Origin of the sequence: Stenotrophomonas sp. CC22-02, assembly GCF_004365115.1 — a bacterium.
GTDB classification, from domain to species: domain Bacteria; phylum Pseudomonadota; class Gammaproteobacteria; order Xanthomonadales; family Xanthomonadaceae; genus Stenotrophomonas; species Stenotrophomonas forensis.
In genome coordinates, this window is the sequence record NZ_SOCO01000001.1 from 3,451,470 (window position 1) to 3,470,438 (window position 18,969).

An 18,969-nucleotide genomic window follows, 5' to 3' on the forward strand; every position below is an offset into this window, starting at 1 on the left:
TGGCGTGGATCTACTGTAGAGCCGAGCCCATGCTCGGCTTGCCGGCCGCTGGCCGGCACTACCTCACCGCTGCGATGGGCCCCAGTAGCCCAGGTCCTTGCGGATCTGCAGGTCGCGCAGCCAGGTGCCGAACGGCTTGCGCCGCAGCGCGCCCATTTCACCGGACAGGAAATCCTCGGTCGCGGCGATCACCCGCTCGCTGGAGCGGCCATCGCGGTATGGATGGATGGCATCGGCGTAACGCACGATCTCCGCCTGCAGCGCGGCATCCGGGTGCAGCGCGCGCTGCAGCATCGCCGCCAGCTGTGACGGGTCATCGAAATCGATCATGTGCGGCTTCGGTACGCGGTTGCGGAAGGTCACCACCGGTTTGTGCTGGACGATGAACTCCGAAACGATCGACGAGGTGTCCGACACCAGCACGTCGGCGGCGCGCTGCGCGGCCATCACCTGCTCCGGCTCGATGAAGCGGGCATTGGCACCGGCCAGCGCGCGGTAGCGCTCGAACAGTTCCGGCGCGCACTTCGGGTGCAGCGTCAGCAGCCAGTAGCGGTCACCGGCGGCGATGTCGGCGGCGATCTGCGCGTGAAGGTGCGGGGCCGCGCTCAACCGCTCGGTGAAGGTCGAACCAAACAGGATCACCGGGCGGCCAGCGGCCGGCGCGCGCAGCGCGGCACTCTCGCCGCCATCGTCGCGGAACAGCGGGTCCAGCTTCGGCCAACCGGTCTCGGCCACCGCGAAGTGGCCCTGCTGGGCGGCGATCTCGCGGAACGGCACGGTGGTGGCCGGCCCCTGCGTGCAGTACAGGTCGAACATGCCGCGCACCCGGAAGTGGCCGCGTGCGCTGTCGCGCTTCTCCACGTTGAAGCCATGGAACAGCTGCACCTTGGCCCCGGCCAGGAAGGTCGGCACCCAGTTGGCGGCGCTGAACACGGCGCGCGGGCGCATCGCCAGGGCCTCCTTCAGGCCGATGTTGGGCACCCCGGGCAGGTGGCTGCCGGCTGCACCACCTTCGAACCAGGCGGCCACGTCCTGCCCGGACGCGTGCAAGGCCTGCGCCAACGGGGCGAGAATAGGCAGCGCATAGCGCTCCGTCGCAAACAACAGGTACCCGGCCATCATGTCCTCCACGACCGCTCCCATCGAACGGCCTCGCATCTCGGCCTGCATTATCGCGTTCAACGAGGCCGGCCGCATCGGCGACTGCCTGGCCTCACTGGCCTTCTGCGACGAGATCATTGTCGTGGACTCGTACTCCACCGATGCCACCGTGGCCCTTGCCGAGGCCGCAGGCGCCCGCGTGCTGCAGCGCCCGTTCGAGGGCTTCCGCAGCCAGAAGGCGTTCTGCGTCGAACAGGCCCGGCACGACTGGGTGCTGTGCCTGGATGCCGATGAGCGCATCAGCCCGGAACTGCGCATGGCCATCGAACAGGCCCGCGACGGCGGCTTCGCCGGCCACGCCGGCTACCGCTTCGCGCGCCTGTCGGAGTACTTCGGCAGGTTCCTGCGCCATGGCAACGCCTACCCCGACCGGGTGATGCGTCTGTTCGACCGCCGCCGTGGCGGTTGGCGCGGCAAGCGCGAGATCCACGAGGCGGCCAGCGTTGACGGCAGCGTCGGCACCCTGCACGGCGACCTGATCCACTACCCCTACCGCTCGCTGCAGCAGCAGCTGGCGAAGACGGAAAAGTACGCGCGGATGATGGCCGAGCACGAGTTCGCACGCGGCAAGCGCGCCACGCTCGGCAAGCTGGTGCTGGCCCCGGCCTGGCGCTTCTGGCGCGGCTTCCTGTTCCGTGGTGGCTTCCGCGACGGCTGGCACGGCCTGGTCTACGCCTATGTGCGTGCCAATTACGTGCGGCAGAAGACCATCATGCTGTGGATGCTGGGCAACGGCCAGGCCGTTGCGGATCCCCCGGACCGTTGATCGCCGGGCCGTGCCAGCGCCACAGCATCACGACCCGATGATCGCCCGGTGGCGCGCACCTTCGAGAATCGACAGACCGGTCAGCAGGCCGACCAGGGTCACGTAGAAACTGGCCGTCATCTGGTGGGCGAACATCGACTGGGTCAGGCCGCACAACGCATAGGTGATCACCAGCATGACGCCGGCCGCGGCCGGCCCACGGAAGGTCACCCGTCCACTGCGACGATGCAGGCGCACGAACAGCCACAACGGGATGCCGTACACCGCCAGCAGAAGTGCCAGGCCCGGCACGCCCTGGGTTGCGGCCCATTCGGCCACGTCGTTGTGCGCATGCCCAAGGTGGCAGCGCGCCTCACCCGGGTTCTCGCGGCAGACCGGCACGCGCTGCATTGCACTGTCGAAATGACCGATGCCGACACCCACCAGCGGATGGTCGAGGAAGGTCTCCCAGGCCACCTTGAGGCGCTCCACCCGGGCACCGGCGGACGAATCACTGTCGCCCTGCTCCATCCGCTGCACATCGCTGTGCAGCTCGCTGAGGCGGACCTGATGGCGCAGCTCAGGCACCGACAGCAGCAGGGTCGCACCGATCGCCAGCATGCCAGCCAGCACCGACAGCCGGGCCACGCCGGTACGCCAGCGCAGGCTCAGCGCCAGGACCACCAGCAGTGCCAGCAACGCGGCAAACACGCCACGGCTGCCGGTCAGCACGATGGTGCCGCAGCCGGCAGCCATGCCGAGGATCACCAGCGACCAGCGGCGTGATGGGCGGCAGAACACCAGCAGCACCATCAGCACCATCACGATGTCGGCCAGCACGATGGCGTTGGTGAACAGCTCCGCGCGCGGAGCCCCGCGCAGCACCTGCCACAGCGACATCCCGAAGGTGGCAAGCAGGCCGGCCAGCGCGCCATACCAGAGCCAGCGCAGGTTTGGACGCAGCGCGCAGACCCAGAGCGCGATCCACGGGATCACGACGAACCGCGAGCGGTTGTCGACGTCGCGCAGCCCCTGCTCGAACAGCAGCACCGACAGTACGCCCAGGGCCAACACCGCCAGCATCAGCCAGGCCAGCACCTTCACCGGCTGACCGGCCATGCCGCGCGTGCGCCACAGCAGCTCGGGCGCCAGCAGGGTACTGAGCAGCAGCAGCAGACCATAGGGCAACAGGTTGATCGGCACGGTCAGCACGAGTGCCGGCAGGCAGAACAGGCCCAGCTGGGCCAGTGCATGCGCCACTCCGTGACGTCCACCGACGGGCACGCCCAGCGGATCGCCGGCCATGGGGTTCAGATTGTCCGCTGAGGCTGGCACGTCGGGAAGTATCGCTGCAATCTACTGAAAGAACGGGAATGCCCCGACAGGGGCCATCCCAGCCTGCCATTTCACTTTACTGCCTTTGGCCCTGCTTGGGCAGACCGGACAAGCGGGAATCGGGGCAGTCAGTCATGTTCCTGCAGACGCCTCCCACGTTCGCGCTCCTCTGCGGTGACCACGCAGGGCACCGTCACCGCCGCCGCGGGCACCAGCCACCAGCGCCGCCGGTTGGCCACGCCGGCCAGTTCGGAGCGGGTTCGGTCGACGCATGACAGCATTGCGTTCTCGTTGACCAGCAGCCAACGGCGCGCTGGCACCAGCCGCTGCCAGCGCGTGGCGGCGACCAGCTGCTCGTCCCACGGCACCCGGAAACCGAAGGTCGCTGCAGGGCGGTCGGCCAGCAACAGATGCTGCTCCTTCCAGGCCACCAGCCCCAGCTCCGCATCAGGGCCGATACGACTTCCGACGGTGCGCATCAGCCCACGGGCGGAGCTGGAATCGTTCAACAGTGGATAGCCGACCAGGCTGTAGAGCAGCCAGACCACCGCCAACGTCGACACCAGCGCATGGTGCCTGCGACGGCCGCAGACCAACAGGCTCAGTCCGCCCCACAGCCCCATGGCCAGGATCGTCCAGGCCAGTGCGTCGACCGCCCCGGGGGCCAGTCCGCGGCTGTGGGTCAGGCGCAGCTCGAAGGCCGGGTCGCCCAGCACTGCCAACGCGCCGGCCAGTGCCAGGCCCAGCGACAACAGTCCGGTGAACAGCCCCGCCACGGCCTGCACATCGCGCCGCTTCAGCAACCCCGGCAACAACGGTGCCAATGCCAGGCAGAACATCGGCAGCGCCGGCAGGATGTACACATCGCGCTTGCCGTCAGGAATCGAGAAGAACAGCACCACCAGCAGCCACCAGGCCAGCGGCAGCAGGTAACGCGGGTCGCGGCGGCGCAGCCGACGCCACCAGGCAGGCAGCGCCCAGGGCAGCAGCAGGAAGGCGGGAAGCCACATCGACGGCATGATCGCCAGGAAGTACCAGCCTGGCTGGTGATGATCCCAGGACTGCATGTAGCGCCGTGCGGTCTGCTGGAACAGGATGTCGTCCATGTAGGCCCGGTACTCGTCCGAGCCGGTGGCCAGGCCGGCCAGCAGCATCGGGGCCAGCCACAACGACACCGCCAGCAGGAAGGCCAGCGGCGCCGCCCAGAAGCGCACGTCGCGCGCGTGCAGGCCTACCCGTGGCCATCGCAGTACCGCTGCGATCGCCGCTGGCACGATCATCAGCAGCGCCAGCATGCCCACGCCCTTGGTGATCACTCCGATGCCAGCGAAGAACCAGCCCAGCCACCACCAGCGCCAGGCGGGGCCCAGCAACAGGTGGCGCAGCAGGCCATAGTTGGCCAGCGTGATGAACAGCAGCAGCAGCGGGTCGATCTGCGCCTTCTTCGCCTGGAAGGTGAACTGCAGCGCGAACAGGAGCGCCCAGCCGGCATACAGCCCGACCCGCCGTGTCCACAGGCGCCGGCCAAGATCCACCACGCACCACAGCGTGCCCAGCGCGGCCAGCAGCGAAGGCAGCAGGAAGGCCACGCGCCAGTGGCCGACCAGGCCGTACAGCGTGGCCTGCCACCACATCAGCATGGGCGGCTTGTCCGAGTAGAGCTCGGGCCCACGATGCGGGAACAACCAGTAGCCGCTGTCGACCATCTGCTTGGCCACCAGCGCGAAGCGCGGCTCGTCCGACGGCCATGGATCGCGGAGGCCGAGGCCGGCCCCCAGCACCAGCAGGGCCATCACCACCAACAGCCACGTCTGTCGCGACGCGTGGGTTTTCAGCATGGGACTCGAAACGGCAGCGGGGATCAGCCTGCTTTTATCAGACGCGCGTAGAAGAAACCGTCAGCATCGTTGTCACCAGGCAGACGCTGGCGCGCCACGCCTTCGCAATCCACGCCGAATGCGTCGCCCAGCGGCTGCGCCTCGGCATCCGGATGCCACTTGAGAAACGCGCGCACCTGATCGATGTTCTCGGCACGCAGGATCGAGCAGGTCGCATACAACATCACGCCACCCGGGCGCAGCATCGACCAGCAGGCCTCCAGCAGGCGCGCCTGCACTCCCACCAGCGCATCGATGTCCTCGGCGCGGCGGTGGAACATGACGTCCGGCTGGCGGCGGATCACGCCGGTGGCCGAACACGGTGCATCCAGAAGGATCGCGTCGAACGGCACGCCGTCCCACCAGGCGCCGGGATCGCTGGCATCGGCCACCAGGGTCTGCGCATGTTCGCCGACACCGGTACGGGCATAGGTGTCACGGGCGCGCGCCAGGCGCCGGGCGTCGATATCCAGCGCCAGCAGTCGCAGGCTCGGGTCGCGTTCGAGCAGGTGCGCCGATTTGCCACCGGGCGCTGCGCAGGCATCCAGCACGCGCGAACCAGCGGCGGGCGCCAGTGCATCCGCCGCGCACTGCGCCGACAGGTCCTGCACCGACAGCGCGCCGTCGGCGAAGCCGGGCAGCTGGTTCACCGCCACCGGTGCCGCCAGGCGCAACGCATCGGGACTGAGCGCACTGGGTTCAGCGGCAATGCCGGCCTCGGCCAGCGCTGCCAGGGCCTTGTCGCGGCCGCCATGCTGGCGGTTGGCGCGCAGCCACAGCGGCGCAGGCTGCAGGCTTTCGTTGAACACCGCTTCGGCCTGCGCCGGCCAATCACGTTCGATCGCCTCGGCCAGCCATTCCGGGAAGGCATCGCGCGCGGGCTGCTCCGGGAAACCTTCGCGCTGCGCGCGGCGCAGGATCGCGTTGACCAGGCCAGCCTGCCGCTCGCGGCCCAGTGCGCGAGCGGCATCGACCGTGGCCGAGAGTGCGGCATGCGCCGGCAGCTCCAGCACATCCAGCTGGGCGAAGCCGACCATCAGCAGGGTGCGCAGGTCGGCATCACGCGCCGAGAGCGGCTTCTGCATCCACGACTGCAACGCGGCGTCATAGGTACTGCGGCGGCGCAGGACGGCGAAACACAGTGCCTCCAGCAGCGCGCGGTCGCGGCTGTCGGCCAGCTTCGGCAACGCCCAGGCCAGTTCGGCCTTCAGCGAACGGCCACGGGTGAATACCTGCGCAAGCACGCGTGCGGCCAGCATGCGCGTGGCCGCGCCCGGCGCCGCCTTGGCGATGGAGAAATCATTCTGCTTCGACACCGCTTATGCCCCCACGCGCAGGTCGCGGCGAGCGTTGAGGTAGTCGGCGGCGGTGATCGCCTTGCCGCCTTCGCGCTGCAGTACGCGCAGGCGCAGCACACCCTGGCCGCAGGCGATGTCGATGCCGTCGCGGCCGGCGGCCAGCACCGTGCCCGGCGCCTGGGCGTGGGCCTCATCCAGCGCCACCGCGCCATGGATGCGCACGCGCTCGCCGGCCAGCGTCGCCTCGGCGATCGGCCACGGATTGAACGCGCGCACGGTGCGCGCCAGCGCAGCGGCGTCCTGCGCCCAGTCCAGCTTCGCTTCGGCCTTGTCCAGCTTGTGCGCGTAGGTCACGCCCTGCTCCGGCTGCGGCCGCGCGATCGGCTTGATGCCGGCACGCAGCAGGCCCAGGCCATCGGACAGCACCTGCGCACCCAGTTCGGCCAGCTTGTCGTGCAGCTGCCCACCGGTATCGGTGGCGGCAATCGGCAGTTCCTGGTGCAGCAGCACCGGGCCGGTATCCAGGCCCGCTTCCATCTGCATCAGGCACACGCCGGTCTTGGCGTCGCCGGCCTGGATCGCACGCTGGATCGGCGCGGCACCGCGCCAGCGCGGCAGCAGCGAAGCATGCACGTTCCAGCAACCGTGGGTCGGAATGGCCAGCACGGCCTTGGGCAGGATCAGGCCGTAGGCCACCACCACCATCAGGTCCGGCTGCAGGTCGCGCAGCTGCTGCTGGGCAGCGTCGCCCTTCAGCGATTCGGGCTGGTAGACCGGGATGCCACGGGCCACGGCTTCGAGCTTGACCGGCGACGGCGCCAGGCCACGGCCACGACCGGCCGGTCGATCAGGCTGGGTGTAGACGGCCACGACCTCGTGATGGCGCGCAGCCGCGCGCAGCGATGACACCGCGAATTCCGGCGTACCGGCAAAGACAATCCTCATGGCTACCCCACTTGCAGGATGGATTCGTGCAGGAAAGAAAACGGCGCCGTCGGCCGGCGCCGTACAGCCCGCGCGCGTCGCGCAGGCAGGGGCCACCCGAAGGGTGGCCCGGATCGGCGATCACGCCACGTGCTTGCGCTGCTTGGCCAGCTTCTTGCGCACCATCTCGCGCTTGAGCGGCGACAGATAGTCGATGAACAGCTTGCCGTCCAGGTGATCCATCTCGTGCTGGATGCAGGTCGCCAGCACTTCGCCGGCTTCCAGCTGCTGTTCCTGGCCATTGCGGTCCAGGTACTTCACGGTGATGGTGTCGGCGCGGGTCACGTCGGCGAAGATGCCCGGCACCGACAGGCAGCCTTCCTGGTACACCCGGCCCCCGTCCTTGGCGACGATTTCCGGGTTGATGAACACATGCGGTTCATTCTTTTCTTCGCTGACGTCGATGACCATGAAGCGCTTGTGCACATCCACCTGGGTGGCGGCCAGGCCGATGCCCGGGGCGTCGTACATGGTCAGGAACATGTTGTCGATCAGTTCCTGGAAGGCCGGCGTGGTGACTTCGGCGGCTTCGATCAACGCAGCCTTGGTACGCAGGCGCGGATCGGGGAACTCGAGAATGGGGAGAAGGGCCATGGCTGTTTCCGGATAGGGGGCCGGCACGCCGGCATACGTCGCAGATTCTAGCTCCAACGCTTGCCTTGCGCCCCGGTTTCTGGACTATAGTGCGCGGACCTGTTGGGGAATCAGGGCTTCACACCTATGTTGCTTCGTTTTCGTACGGTCGTCGCCGCGGCGATGCTGACCGTGGCTGCCTATGCTACCGCCGTGGAAGTGAATGGCGGGCACCCGGACACCTATGTGGTCCGAAAAGGGGATACGTTGTGGGATATCGCCGCACGTTTCCTGCAGAAGCCGTGGCTGTGGCCGGAGATCTGGCAGGCCAATCCGCAGATCGCCAATCCGCACCTGATCTATCCCGGTGACGTGCTCAGCCTGGCCTATCTGGACCGGGTGACCGTGGCGGCCCAGCCGGGCCCGCGCCAGGAGGCCCCGATCGACGCCATTCCGCTGGCCCAGGTCGAGCCGTTCCTGAAGCAGCTGAGCGTGGTCGACAGCATCGAGCAGCTGCCCCAGGTGGTCGGCCTGGAAGACAACCGCCTGCGCGTGGCCGGCGGCGATACCGCCTACGTGAAGCTGGGCGATGCCCAGCTGGGACAGCGCTGGGCCGTGGTCCGCCCGACCGTGCGCTACGCCCAGCCCAAGCCGACCGAAGACCTGAATGCCAACGGCGACGTCACCCCCGGCAGCGGCAACCTGTGGAAGGCGTACAACGCCCCCAACGCGCGCCGCGGCGTGTTGGGCTATGAACTGGCCCAGCTCGCCACCGGCACCATCACCCGGGTTGCCGACGGCAAGGCCGGGGCCTCCACGCTGGCGCTGGACAAGAACACAGGCGGCCGCGAAGTCCGTGTCGGCGACCGCCTGGTGCCGGTCGAGGCCCGTCCCTATGACCTGCAGTTCGTGCCGCATGTGCCGGCCGCAGGCGTGGAAGGCGTGGACGTGCGCGTGCTCGCAGTGACCGACATGTTCACCGCCGGCGGCCCGCGCGACGTGATCGCGATTTCGGCCGGCCGCGTCCAGGGCGTGGACAATGGCACCGTGTTCTCGCTGTGGCGGCAGGGTCGTCATGTGGCCAACCGCCTCAAGTACCCGACGTCGTCGCGCATGGACGATGCGCTCAGCGGCAGTGTCGGCCGGGTTGCACTGCCGGAGGAGTACGCGGCGCACGCGATGGTGTTCCGTACCTTCGACAACGTCAGCTACGCGCTGGTGATGCAGGGCGTGAAGCCGGTGCGGGTGGGCTACAACGCGCTGCACCCGGACGCGAAATAACGGTTGCCGGCTGCCCCGGCCACCCCAGGTAGCGCCGGCCCCTGGCCGGCAGGCACCTCCGGCAAAACCTGACACGTACATGCGAAGGCGCCCGAGGGCGCCTTTGTTGCATGCGGTCGATAGTGGGGAATGACCAAGCAAGCTGATGAGGCGCTGCTGCGCCTGGTGATGGCAGGGGGCGCACTGGCGCCGCGACGGGCATTGCTGCAGAGCGCGGGCTGCGCGGACGCGGCCATCGCGCAGGGCGCCGCGAACTGGCGAGCACACGGCTGCACACCGGAGCAATGCGCCGCACTGGAACGCCCTGATACGCGGGCGTGGACAGCCACGCAGCGCTGGCTGGAAGACGACGACCACCACCTGCTGGCCTTCACCGACCCGGCCTTTCCTCCCCCCTTGCTGGAGGTACCCAACCCACCGCTGGCGCTGTTCGTGGCCGGTGACCCCAGCCTGGCCTGGCGCCCCTCCGTGGCCCTGGTCGGCAGCCGCTCGCCAACGCCGGGTGGACGCGCGCTGGCGGCCCGCTTTGCCAGCGGCTTCGTCGAGGCCGGGTTGGCGGTAACCAGCGGGTTGGCTGCCGGCATCGATGCAGCCGCCCACCTGGCAACCCTGGACGCCGGCGGCTGCACCGTCGCCGTGATCGGTACCGGTCCCGACCGCGCCTACCCGGACAGTCATGCCCGGCTGCAGGCCCGGATCGCCACCGAGGGGGCCGTGCTCAGCGAATACCGTCCTGGCACCGCGGCCCGCCCCGGGCACTTCCCGGCCCGCAACCGGCTGGTGGCCGGGCTGGCCCTGGCCACGGTGGTGGTCGAGGCCGCCCAGCGCTCGGGAGCGCTGATCACCGCGCGCCTGGCCGCCGAGGCCGGTCGCGAGGTCTGCGCCCTGCCCGGTTCAGTGCTCAATCCACGGGCGGCGGGCTGCCACCGGCTCATCCGTGAAGGCGCCGCGCTGGTCGAACGCCCCGAGGAGGTACTGGAGCTGCTGGCCCCCGCGCTGCGCCAGCAGCTGCCGGGCTTGCAATCGCGGCTGGCCACCCCCACTGAACAGGCACCGCCGGCACTCCTGCCGGCGCGCTGGGCCGACGACCCTGACTACCAGTGCTTGTGGCGGGCCCTGGACCACAACCCAAGCGGTATGGATTCACTGATCACGCGCTGTGGATTGACGGCGCCCCAGGTGTCCTCCATGCTGCTGGCCATGGAACTGGCGGGAATCGTGGTGTGCGTACACGGCCGCTACTGTCGAACTCCCTAGTTTCTTCACCTCCACAGCGTCGCGCGACGCAGGCCGAGGGGCAATGAAAGAGAGCATCCTGGACGTACTGCTGTACCTGTTTGAACACTATTTCAGCGAAGATGCGGACCTGATCCGTGACCGCGATTCGCTTCAGAACGGCCTGATCCAGGCCGGTTTCAGCCCTACCGAGATCAACAAGGCATTCGACTGGCTCGATGCCCTGGCCGCGCAACGGCCGAGCATGTCCCAGGCCCGGGTCGACGGCCCCGTGCGCGTCTACCACGGCCCCGAGCTGGACAAGCTGGACGTGGAATGCCGCGGTTTCCTGCTGTATCTGGAACAGCACGGCATCCTTGATGCCGACCAGCGCGAGCTGGTGCTGGACCGGGCGATGGCCCTGGACCAGGACGAACTGGACCTGGACGACCTGAAATGGGTCGTGCTGATGGTGCTGTTCAACCAGCCCGGCTCCGAAGCGGCCTATGCCTGGATGGAGACGCAGATGTTCATGGACGAGCCAGAACCCCTGCACTGACCGTACACTTGGGGGCATAGCGCATTCAGGAGCGTCCCCGTGAGCGAGTGGTTCCACGCAGAAGGCAACCGGCAGCAAGGCCCGCTGCCGGCGGAACAGTTGGTTGAGTTGTTCCGCAACAACCAGATCTCCCTGGACACCCTGGTGTGGCGCGACGGTCTGCCGCAATGGCAGCCGTTGCGCACTGTCGTCGACGAACTCGGCCTGATCGTGCCTGCACTGGACGCTGCGGCAACGACCGTCGAGCCCGCGCCGGAACCGGTGGCACCGCCGCCGCCGCAGCCACCGGTGCTGCCACCGTCCACACCGTACTCCACCAGCGCACCGGCGGGCGTTGTGCCGCCGCCGAAGAAGAAGCTGTCCGGCTGCGCGCTCACTGCCATCATCGCGGGCGCTCTGCTGCTGGTGCTGGTGCCGATCGTGGCCATCCTCGCTGCCATCGCGCTGCCCGCCTATAACGACTACACGGTTCGCGCCAAGGTCTCCAGCGCGGTGAACGCCCTGCAGCCGCTGAAGGAACAGGTGCAGCACTTCGCCGACGACGAAGGCCGCTGCCCCGGCGCCAACGATGCCGGCTTCCCGGCCCCGGGCGACTTCACCCAGGCTGGCCTGTCGACGGTGAACATCGGCCGCTTCAACAACGGCCACTGTGGCGTCGAGGCAACGCTGGCGATGCCGGGCAAGAGCATCGACGGAGACCTGCTGTGGCTGGAATACGACCGCGACAGCGGCCGCTGGGAATGCAGCGGCGCAAGCGACGACAAGTACCTGCCGCCGTCGTGCCGCGGCTGAGCCGCGCGCGTACCGGCACCTCCAAGGACGATCCAACAGGGAACATGCAATGACTGAGTGGTATTACGCCGAAGGACAGCAACGCCAGGGCCCGCTGCCGGCCCAGGAGATCCGCCAGCGCTTCCAGCGCGGCCAACTGAACCTGGACACCCTGGTCTGGCGCGAAGGCATGGCGCAGTGGGCGGCGCTGCGCCAGGTGGTCGACGAGCTTGAACTGCAGACGCTGGCCGATGCCACCACGGCCGCCGGCAGCGGCGGCTTCGACCTGCGCGGCGACTATGCCGCCATCGACAACGGCACCGCGCCGTTGCCCGGCACCGGCGCCCTCGGCAGCTCGCCGTACAGCGCGCCTGCCGCCGCTGGCAGCGCTGGCCACGCGCAGCCGGTGATGGGCGGCGAAGTGGTCTACGCGGGCTTCTGGAAGCGCGTGGCCGCCTACATGATCGACTACTTCGTGCTGTTCATCCCCGGCAGCATCATCGGCGCCATCGTCGGTGTGGCGCTCGGCGCCAGCATGGGCGCGGTGGGCAGTGGTGAATCGGCCATCGAGGTGGTCGCGCAGCTGTCCAGCGCACTGATCAACTTCGCCATCGGCATGGCGTACTACACCTGGTTCCATGCCTCCAAGGGCGGCGCCACGCTGGGCAAGATGGCGGTCGGCATCAAGGTCGTGCGCAGCAATGGCGAACGCCTGACCAAGGCGCGCGCGTTCGGTCGCTACTGGGCCATGCTGCTGAGCAGCTTCACCCTTGGCATCGGCTTCCTGATGGCGGCCTTCACCGAGCGCAAGCAGGGCCTGCACGACATGATCTGCGACACCCTGGTGGTCGACCGCTGGGCCTTCACCGACCAGCCACAGCTGCAGCGCCGCGAGCTGGGCACGGTCACGGTGCTGGTGCTGGTGTTGACCGGCCTGTTGTCGCTGGTGGGCCTGGCCCTGCTGGTCTTCGCGGTCGGCTTCATCGCCAAGATGGCCTCCTGAACGGCCATCATCACGCCTGGCTGCTTGACATGGGCTGGCCGGGCGTGATTCCTCTAATAAGGTGAAACCTGAACGCCCGGCACATTACCGGGCGTTCAGTTTATGGATTTGCGCGTGGCCGCTTCACTAATGCGGCCGTTTGCTCCACCCTAGCGGCCCCTTCCCCACGGTTCGCCCCACAGACCCTGCTGCCATGCCCAAGCACCTGCTCATCGTCGAATCGCCGGCCAAGGCCAAGACGATCAACAAATACCTCGGCAAGGACTACACGGTCCTGGCCTCGTATGGGCATGTGCGAGACCTGATTCCGAAGGAAGGCGCGGTCGACCCGGACAACGGGTTCGCCATGCACTACGACGTGATCGACAAGAACGAGAAGCACGTCGATGCGATCGCCAAGGCCGCCAAGGGCGCCGACGACATCCTGCTGGCGACCGACCCGGATCGCGAGGGTGAAGCGATCAGCTGGCACATCGCCGAGATCCTGAAGGAACGCGGGCTGGTCAAGGACAAGCCGATGCAGCGCGTGGTGTTCACCGAGATCACGCCACGCGCGATCAAGGAGGCGATCAGCCAGCCGCGCGAGATCGCCAGTGACCTGGTCGATGCCCAGCAGGCGCGCCGCGCGCTGGACTACCTGGTCGGTTTCAACCTGTCCCCGGTCCTGTGGCGCAAGGTCCAGCGCGGCCTGTCCGCCGGCCGCGTGCAGAGCCCGGCGCTGCGCATGATCGTCGAGCGCGAGGAAGAGATCGAAGCCTTCATCGCTCGCGAGTACTGGTCGATCGCGGCCGAGTGCGCGCACCCGTCGCAGCACTTCAACGCCAAGCTGATCAAGCTGGACGGGCAGAAGTTCGAGCAGTTCACCATCACCGACGGTGACACTGCCGAAGCCGCCCGCATGCGCATCCAGCAGGCGGCGCAGGGCTCGCTGCATGTCACCGACGTGGCCAGCAAGGAGCGCAAGCGCCGCCCGGCGCCGCCGTTCACCACCTCCACCCTGCAGCAGGAAGCCTCGCGCAAGCTCGGTTTCACCACCCGCAAGACCATGCAGGTGGCGCAGAAGCTGTACGAAGGCGTGGCGATCGGTGACGAAGGCACCGTCGGCCTGATCTCGTACATGCGTACCGACTCGGTGAACCTGTCGCAGGATGCGTTGGCCGAGATCCGCGACGTGATCGCCCGCGATTACGGCATCGCCTCGCTGCCGGACCAGCCGAACACCTACCAGACCAAGTCGAAGAACGCCCAGGAAGCGCACGAAGCCGTACGCCCGACCTCGGCGCTGCGTACCCCGGCCCAGGTCGCGCGGTTCCTGACCGACGACGAGCGCCGCCTGTACGAACTGATCTGGAAGCGTGCGGTGGCCTGCCAGATGATTCCGGCCACGCTCAACACCGTCAGCGTCGATCTGTCGGCCGGCAGCGAGCACGTGTTCCGCGCCAGCGGCACCACCGTGGTCGTGCCCGGCTTCCTGGCCGTGTACGAGGAAGGCAAGGACAGCAAGAGCGCCGAGGACGAAGACGAAGGCCGCAAGCTACCGGCGATGAAGCCCGGCGACCGCGTGCCGCTGGAACGCATCCAGGCCGAGCAGCATTTCACCCAGCCGCCGCCGCGCTACACCGAAGCGGCGCTGGTGAAGGCGCTGGAAGAGTACGGCATCGGCCGTCCCTCGACCTACGCCTCGATCATCCAGACCCTGCTGTTCCGCAAGTACGTGGAAATGGAAGGCCGCAGCTTCCGCCCGTCCGATGTCGGCCGTGCGGTGTCCAAGTTCCTGTCCAGCCACTTCACCCGGTACGTGGACTACGACTTCACCGCCAAGCTTGAGGACGAGCTCGACGCCGTCTCGCGTGGCGAGGAGGAGTGGATCCCGCTGATGGCCCGCTTCTGGGAGCCGTTCAAGGAGCTGGTGGAAGACAAGAAGGAATCGGTCGACCGTGCCGAGGCCAGTGGCGCCCGCGAGCTCGGCACCGACCCGAAGACCGGCAAGCCGGTGAGCGTGCGGCTGGGCCGCTTCGGGCCGTACGCGGCCATCGGCAGCACCGCCGAGGACGCCGAGGAAAAGCCCAAGTTCGCCTCGCTGCGGCCTGGCCAGTCGATGCACACCATCTCCCTGGAAGACGCGCTGGAACTGTTCCTGATGCCGCGTGCGCTGGGTGAGGACAACGGCGAGCCGGTCAGCGTCGGCATCGGTCGTTTCGGTCCGTTCGCCAAGCGTGGCAGCACCTATGCCTCGCTGAAGAAGGAAGACGACCCGTACACCATCGACCTGGCCCGCGCCGTGTTCCTGATCGAAGAGAAGGAAGAGATCGCGCGCAACCGGATCATCAAGGAGTTCGAGGGCAGCGACATCCAGGTGCTGAACGGCCGCTTCGGCCCGTACATCAGCGATGGCAAGATGAACGGCAAGATCCCCAAGGATCGCGAGCCGGCTTCGCTGACCCTGGCCGAAGTGCAGCAGCTGATGGAAGAAACCGGCAAGCCGGTGCGCAAGGGCTTCGGTGCCAAGAAGGCCGCTGCGAAGAAGGCGCCGGCCAAGAAGGCGGCGGTGAAGAAGGAAGCGGCGCCGAAGAAGGCCGCCGCCAAGAAGGCCCCCGCCAAGAAAGCGGCGAAGAAGGCCGCGGCGAAGAAGGCGCCGGCCAAGAAGGCCGTAAAGAAGGCAGCCAAGTAGATCCACGCCCTGCGTGGATGAGGGGGTGTGCGGACCAACGGTCCGCACCCACCACGGTCCGCACCCACCAACAATGCCGGCCAGCGGCCGGCACCACCGAGCGGCATCGTTCCACCCCTTCTGCACGCAGCAGGGGGATAATGAAGCCCCACGCCGGGCCGGTCGCCGCCATGAAAGAACTCACCCTGGACTCTGCTGTCGCCACGCTCCGCGCGGGCGGCGTGATCGCCTATCCGACCGAAGCGGTCTGGGGCCTGGGCTGCGATCCTTCGCACGAGGCGGCGGTGCACATGGTGCTGCGGCTGAAACAGCGCCCGATCGAGAAAGGCATGATCCTGGTCGCTGCCGATCTGGCCCAGCTGGAAGGCTGGGTACGGCTGCAGGCACTGCCCGACGCGCGCCAGCGCGCGGTGCTGGCCAGCTGGCCCGGTGCCAACACCTGGATCCTGCCGGCCGGCCCGCGTGCGCAGCCCTGGGTCACCGGCGAGCACAGCGGCATCGCGGTGCGCATCAGCGCCCACCCGCTGGTGGCCGCCCTGTGCCGTGCCTGGGGAGGCCCGCTGGTCTCCACCAGCGCCAACTTGGCCGGGGAACCACCGGCACGCAGCCGCGAAGAGCTGGACCCACGCCTGCTGCGCCTGCTCGACGGCCTCCTCGATGGACAGACCGGCGGTCTGGCCCAGCCCACCCCGATCCGCGACGCACTCAGCGGCAACGTCCTGCGCTCCTGAGCGACCGATTGCACTGCGCCGGACAATCGCGCACCCTGCCGCCATGACCCTGCTGCGCGCCGCCCTGAGCTTGATCCTGCTGCTGCCGTGGACGGCGAGCACCGCCGAGGCCGAGGACGTGCGCGTGTACCGCTGCGTTGCCAGCAACGGCGCTGTCGCCCTGCAGGACCGGCCGTGCAACAGTGGCCGCCAGGAAGTACGCGACCTGCAGCGTCCGCGCGATCCCGCCCCCCGCGTGGTTCGCAGCGATGCCGCGCCGCCGCCGCCCAGCGAAACGCCGGTCATCCGCGAGCGCGAAGTCCGCCACGTCTACATCCAGCCACCGCAGCCGATGTACGAATGCGTGAGTGACGATGGCCGGCGCTATACCAGCGACAGCAACGAAGGCAATCCGCGCTGGGTCCCGTTGTGGACCAGTGTCTGGCTACCGCATGGGCATCATGGCCCGGTCCACCCCGGACCGCGACCGGCCATCGGCACGCCGATCGGTACGCCTGCCGGCGAAGGCGCGGGGTATCGCCCGCCTGCGGCGGGTGTGGGCGTGCAGGTTCCGGCCGGCAACGTGCTGGTCCGCGACAGCTGCCACGCGCTGCCCCCACAGGAAGTCTGCGCGCGCCTGCAGGATCGCCGCTGGGAACTGGACCGACGCTACAACAGCGCACTGCAGAGCGAACGTACCGCCATCAGCAACGAGCAACGCGGTATCGATGCGCGCCTGTCGCGTGATTGCCAGCGCTGAGCGCGGCGTCCAGGCGCAGCCTGTACGCTGTACGCATGAACAGATTGATCTGGCTGCCCCTGGCCCTGGCCCTGCTGCCCGGCGCTGCATTGGCTGACGACGGCGTGATCTACCGCTGCATGTCCGTCAGCAGTGACATCCCCATCCTGCAGCGCACGCCCTGCCCGGCCGGCAGCACGCAGCAGGTCGTGCGCATGCCGGCGCCCTCCAACCCGCAACCGGCCGTGGTTGAACCCTCACAGGCGCTGGCTCCGGTTTCGCCACCGGCTCCCCAGGCCAGCGAACCCGCTGCAGCGCCTGCAACGCCCGCGGCGCCACGGCGCGCGGATCAAGGGCGCACGATCATGGAAGCAGGCATGGTTGAACGCGAAGGCGGCGACCAGATTCTCGACAGCGCGACGCTGCGACGCGAAGCCGAGGCCCGCGCCGCATCCGGCGACGGGCCACCGAAACCGCCGTTGCCACCGATCTTCCAGTGCACCGACAGCCAGGGCGGTGGCTACCTGCATGAGTACGAAGCGGCGCCCGGGCGCTGCGAACTGATGACCGTGCAGGGGCTGGGCGGCGCCACGCCGGTGAATGCAGCAGGCTGCGAAGTGGTGCGTGACCGCTGCGAGGCGCTGCCCGAGGCGCAGCGCTGCGGCAGCTGGCAGCAACGCTTCCGCGATGCACGCGGCCGCGAGCGTTTCGCAGCCCCGGACAACCGCGATGCCGCACGCGGTGAACGCGAGCGGCTGCAGGGTGTGCTGGAGGCCAGCAACTGCCCGGTGCCGGGGTGACAGCCACCGGGAGTGCCGGCCGCTGGCCGGCAACTGCAATCATCTGAAGATCCTGAGGTTGCCGGCCAGCGGCCGGCACTACCATCGAACGCTCAGAACCCGTAGCGCAGGAAACCGCCATCCACCGCGATGCACTCGCCGGTGACATAGCTGGCTGCCGGCAGGCACAGGAAGCCCACGGCTGCCGCCACTTCCTCGGGCTCGCCAATGCGGCGCATCGGCGTGCGGTTGATCACTTCCTCGTAGTAGTCCGGGTCCGACAGCGGACCGGACGTGCGCCGCGTTCGGATGTACCACGGCGCCACCGCATTGACCCGGATGCCATCCTCGGCCCACTCGACGGCCAGGTTGCGGGTCATCTGGTGCATCGCCGCCTTGCTCATGCCGTACACCACGCCACTGCGCACATGGGTCAGGCCGGACACGCTGCCGACATTGACGATCGACGACGACGCGTGACGGGCCAGCAGCGGATGCGCGTAGCGCGACAGCTCGAACGCAGAGAACAGGTTGGTCTCGAAGATCTGGCGCCATTCGTCCTCGGAATATTCCGTGGCCGCCTTGGTGACGTTGCCACCGGCATTGTTGACCAGGATGTGCAGGCCATCGCTGTGATCTTCCACCCAGTCCAGGATCTGGCGGCGGTCCTCGTCATCGGAGACATCGGCAGCCAGCGCGTGCACCTGGTGCTGCGGATACACGTCCAGCAGTTCGTCGCGCGCCGTCTCCAGCATGTCGATATCTCTCCCGACGATCATCAGGTCGGCGCCGAGGCCGGCCAGTTCATGCGCGATGGCCAGGCCGATACCGGCACTGGCGCCGGTGATCAGGGCGGTCTGGCCATCCAGGCGCCACCGTTGCTGGGTCATGTGTCCTCCGGGGCCGCGCCCGCTGTATTTCGATGGCGCAAGGATACGCGCTCACGGCGGCTCCCTGCCGGGGGTGCGACACTGCCCGTACGCCCACCGCGGAGAGCCGCCATGCGCATGTTGATCCTTTCCTCGTCCCTGCTGGCCACCGTGCTGCTGGCGGGCTGCCAGCGCCCACCGGCGCCGAACCCGGAAAAGCCACCGGTGCCCCGGGCGATGTCGCGCGCGATTAATGAGCCGCTGGACCGCGCCAAGGGCGTGCAGAAAACCGTGGACGATGCCGCTGCACGTGAGCGCACGGCCGAAGCCGAGGCGACGCAGTAACCGCGCAAACGAAAACGCCCGGCCGAAGCCGGGCGTTTCCAGTAGATCCACGCC

The 18,969-nt window shown here is 68.4% G+C and carries 18 protein-coding genes; 11 read left to right on the forward strand and 7 right to left on the reverse strand.

Annotated features, from left to right (window positions below; all coding sequences use genetic code 11):
• Positions 1-63: 63 nt before the first annotated feature.
• Complete coding sequence (locus N440_RS15790; RefSeq protein WP_133935670.1) at positions 64-1,122, reverse strand: CDP-glycerol glycerophosphotransferase family protein; 1,059 nt, start codon at positions 1,120-1,122, stop codon at positions 64-66.
• On the opposite strand from N440_RS15790, the gene N440_RS15795 reads away from it, so the two are divergent.
• On the forward strand, positions 1,121-1,927 hold the full coding sequence (locus N440_RS15795) for a glycosyltransferase family 2 protein (protein ID WP_133935671.1): 807 nt from the start codon (positions 1,121-1,123) through the stop codon (positions 1,925-1,927). The genes N440_RS15790 and N440_RS15795 overlap by 2 nt on opposite strands.
• A 27-nt stretch (positions 1,928-1,954) precedes the next feature.
• Here the strand turns inward: N440_RS15795 and N440_RS15800 are convergent, their stop codons facing one another.
• The 5 genes from N440_RS15800 to def all read right to left on the reverse strand — a co-directional run bounded on the left by N440_RS15800 (position 1,955) and on the right by def (position 7,994).
• Positions 1,955-3,211, reverse strand: a complete 1,257-nt coding sequence (locus N440_RS15800) for an O-antigen ligase (RefSeq protein WP_133935672.1) — start codon at positions 3,209-3,211, stop codon at positions 1,955-1,957.
• A 158-nt stretch (positions 3,212-3,369) separates the two neighbouring features.
• Positions 3,370-5,079, reverse strand: a complete 1,710-nt coding sequence (locus N440_RS15805) for a glycosyltransferase family 39 protein (protein WP_133935673.1) — start codon at positions 5,077-5,079, stop codon at positions 3,370-3,372.
• A gap of 23 nt (positions 5,080-5,102) precedes the next feature.
• The gene (gene rsmB, locus N440_RS15810) at positions 5,103-6,434 is read right to left on the reverse strand and encodes a 16S rRNA (cytosine(967)-C(5))-methyltransferase RsmB (RefSeq protein WP_133935674.1); all 1,332 of its coding nucleotides are present in this window, start codon (positions 6,432-6,434) and stop codon (positions 5,103-5,105) included.
• A gap of 3 nt (positions 6,435-6,437) precedes the next feature.
• Positions 6,438-7,361 (reverse strand): methionyl-tRNA formyltransferase, encoded by a 924-nt coding sequence (gene fmt, locus N440_RS15815; protein WP_133935675.1) that lies wholly within the window; start codon positions 7,359-7,361, stop codon positions 6,438-6,440.
• 120 nt (positions 7,362-7,481) lie between these two features.
• Positions 7,482-7,994, reverse strand: coding sequence for a peptide deformylase (gene def / locus N440_RS15820; protein ID WP_008267110.1), 513 nt, complete (start codon positions 7,992-7,994; stop codon positions 7,482-7,484).
• 126 nt (positions 7,995-8,120) lie between these two features.
• On the opposite strand from def, the gene N440_RS15825 reads away from it, so the two are divergent.
• From N440_RS15825 to N440_RS15865, 9 genes are all read left to right on the forward strand, one after another.
• A complete protein-coding gene (locus N440_RS15825; RefSeq protein ID WP_133935676.1) occupies positions 8,121-9,254 on the forward strand; it encodes a LysM peptidoglycan-binding domain-containing protein in 1,134 nt (377 codons plus the stop codon).
• A gap of 129 nt (positions 9,255-9,383) precedes the next feature.
• Entirely contained in the window at positions 9,384-10,511 is a 1,128-nt protein-coding gene (gene dprA / locus N440_RS15830) for a DNA-processing protein DprA (RefSeq protein ID WP_133935677.1), read from the forward strand.
• Positions 10,512-10,554: 43 nt separating this feature from the next.
• Entirely contained in the window at positions 10,555-11,028 is a 474-nt protein-coding gene (locus N440_RS15835) for a DUF494 family protein (protein WP_006472770.1), read from the forward strand.
• Positions 11,029-11,067: 39 nt separating this feature from the next.
• Complete coding sequence (locus N440_RS15840) at positions 11,068-11,820, forward strand: pilin (protein ID WP_049456862.1); 753 nt, start codon at positions 11,068-11,070, stop codon at positions 11,818-11,820.
• Positions 11,821-11,869: 49 nt separating this feature from the next.
• The gene (locus N440_RS15845; RefSeq protein ID WP_133935678.1) at positions 11,870-12,802 is read left to right on the forward strand and encodes an RDD family protein; all 933 of its coding nucleotides are present in this window, start codon (positions 11,870-11,872) and stop codon (positions 12,800-12,802) included.
• 193 nt (positions 12,803-12,995) lie between these two features.
• Positions 12,996-15,473, forward strand: coding sequence for a DNA topoisomerase I (locus N440_RS15850; protein ID WP_133935679.1), 2,478 nt, complete (start codon positions 12,996-12,998; stop codon positions 15,471-15,473).
• A 140-nt stretch (positions 15,474-15,613) separates the two neighbouring features.
• Positions 15,614-16,204 carry a Sua5/YciO/YrdC/YwlC family protein gene (locus tag N440_RS15855; protein ID WP_080375971.1) on the forward strand — a complete coding sequence of 197 codons (591 nt, stop codon included), beginning with the start codon at positions 15,614-15,616 and terminating at the stop codon, positions 16,202-16,204.
• 43 nt (positions 16,205-16,247) lie between these two features.
• Entirely contained in the window at positions 16,248-16,943 is a 696-nt protein-coding gene (locus N440_RS15860; RefSeq protein WP_133935680.1) for a DUF4124 domain-containing protein, read from the forward strand.
• A 35-nt stretch (positions 16,944-16,978) separates the two neighbouring features.
• Complete coding sequence (locus N440_RS15865; RefSeq protein ID WP_133935681.1) at positions 16,979-17,722, forward strand: hypothetical protein; 744 nt, start codon at positions 16,979-16,981, stop codon at positions 17,720-17,722.
• A gap of 92 nt (positions 17,723-17,814) precedes the next feature.
• On the opposite strand, the gene N440_RS15870 is transcribed toward N440_RS15865, so the two are convergent.
• Entirely contained in the window at positions 17,815-18,591 is a 777-nt protein-coding gene (locus N440_RS15870) for an SDR family oxidoreductase (RefSeq protein WP_008267396.1), read from the reverse strand.
• Positions 18,592-18,702: 111 nt separating this feature from the next.
• Here N440_RS15870 and N440_RS15875 point away from each other — a divergent pair, with 111 nt between their 5' ends.
• Complete coding sequence (locus tag N440_RS15875) at positions 18,703-18,915, forward strand: hypothetical protein (protein WP_133935682.1); 213 nt, start codon at positions 18,703-18,705, stop codon at positions 18,913-18,915.
• Positions 18,916-18,969 lie beyond the last annotated feature (54 nt).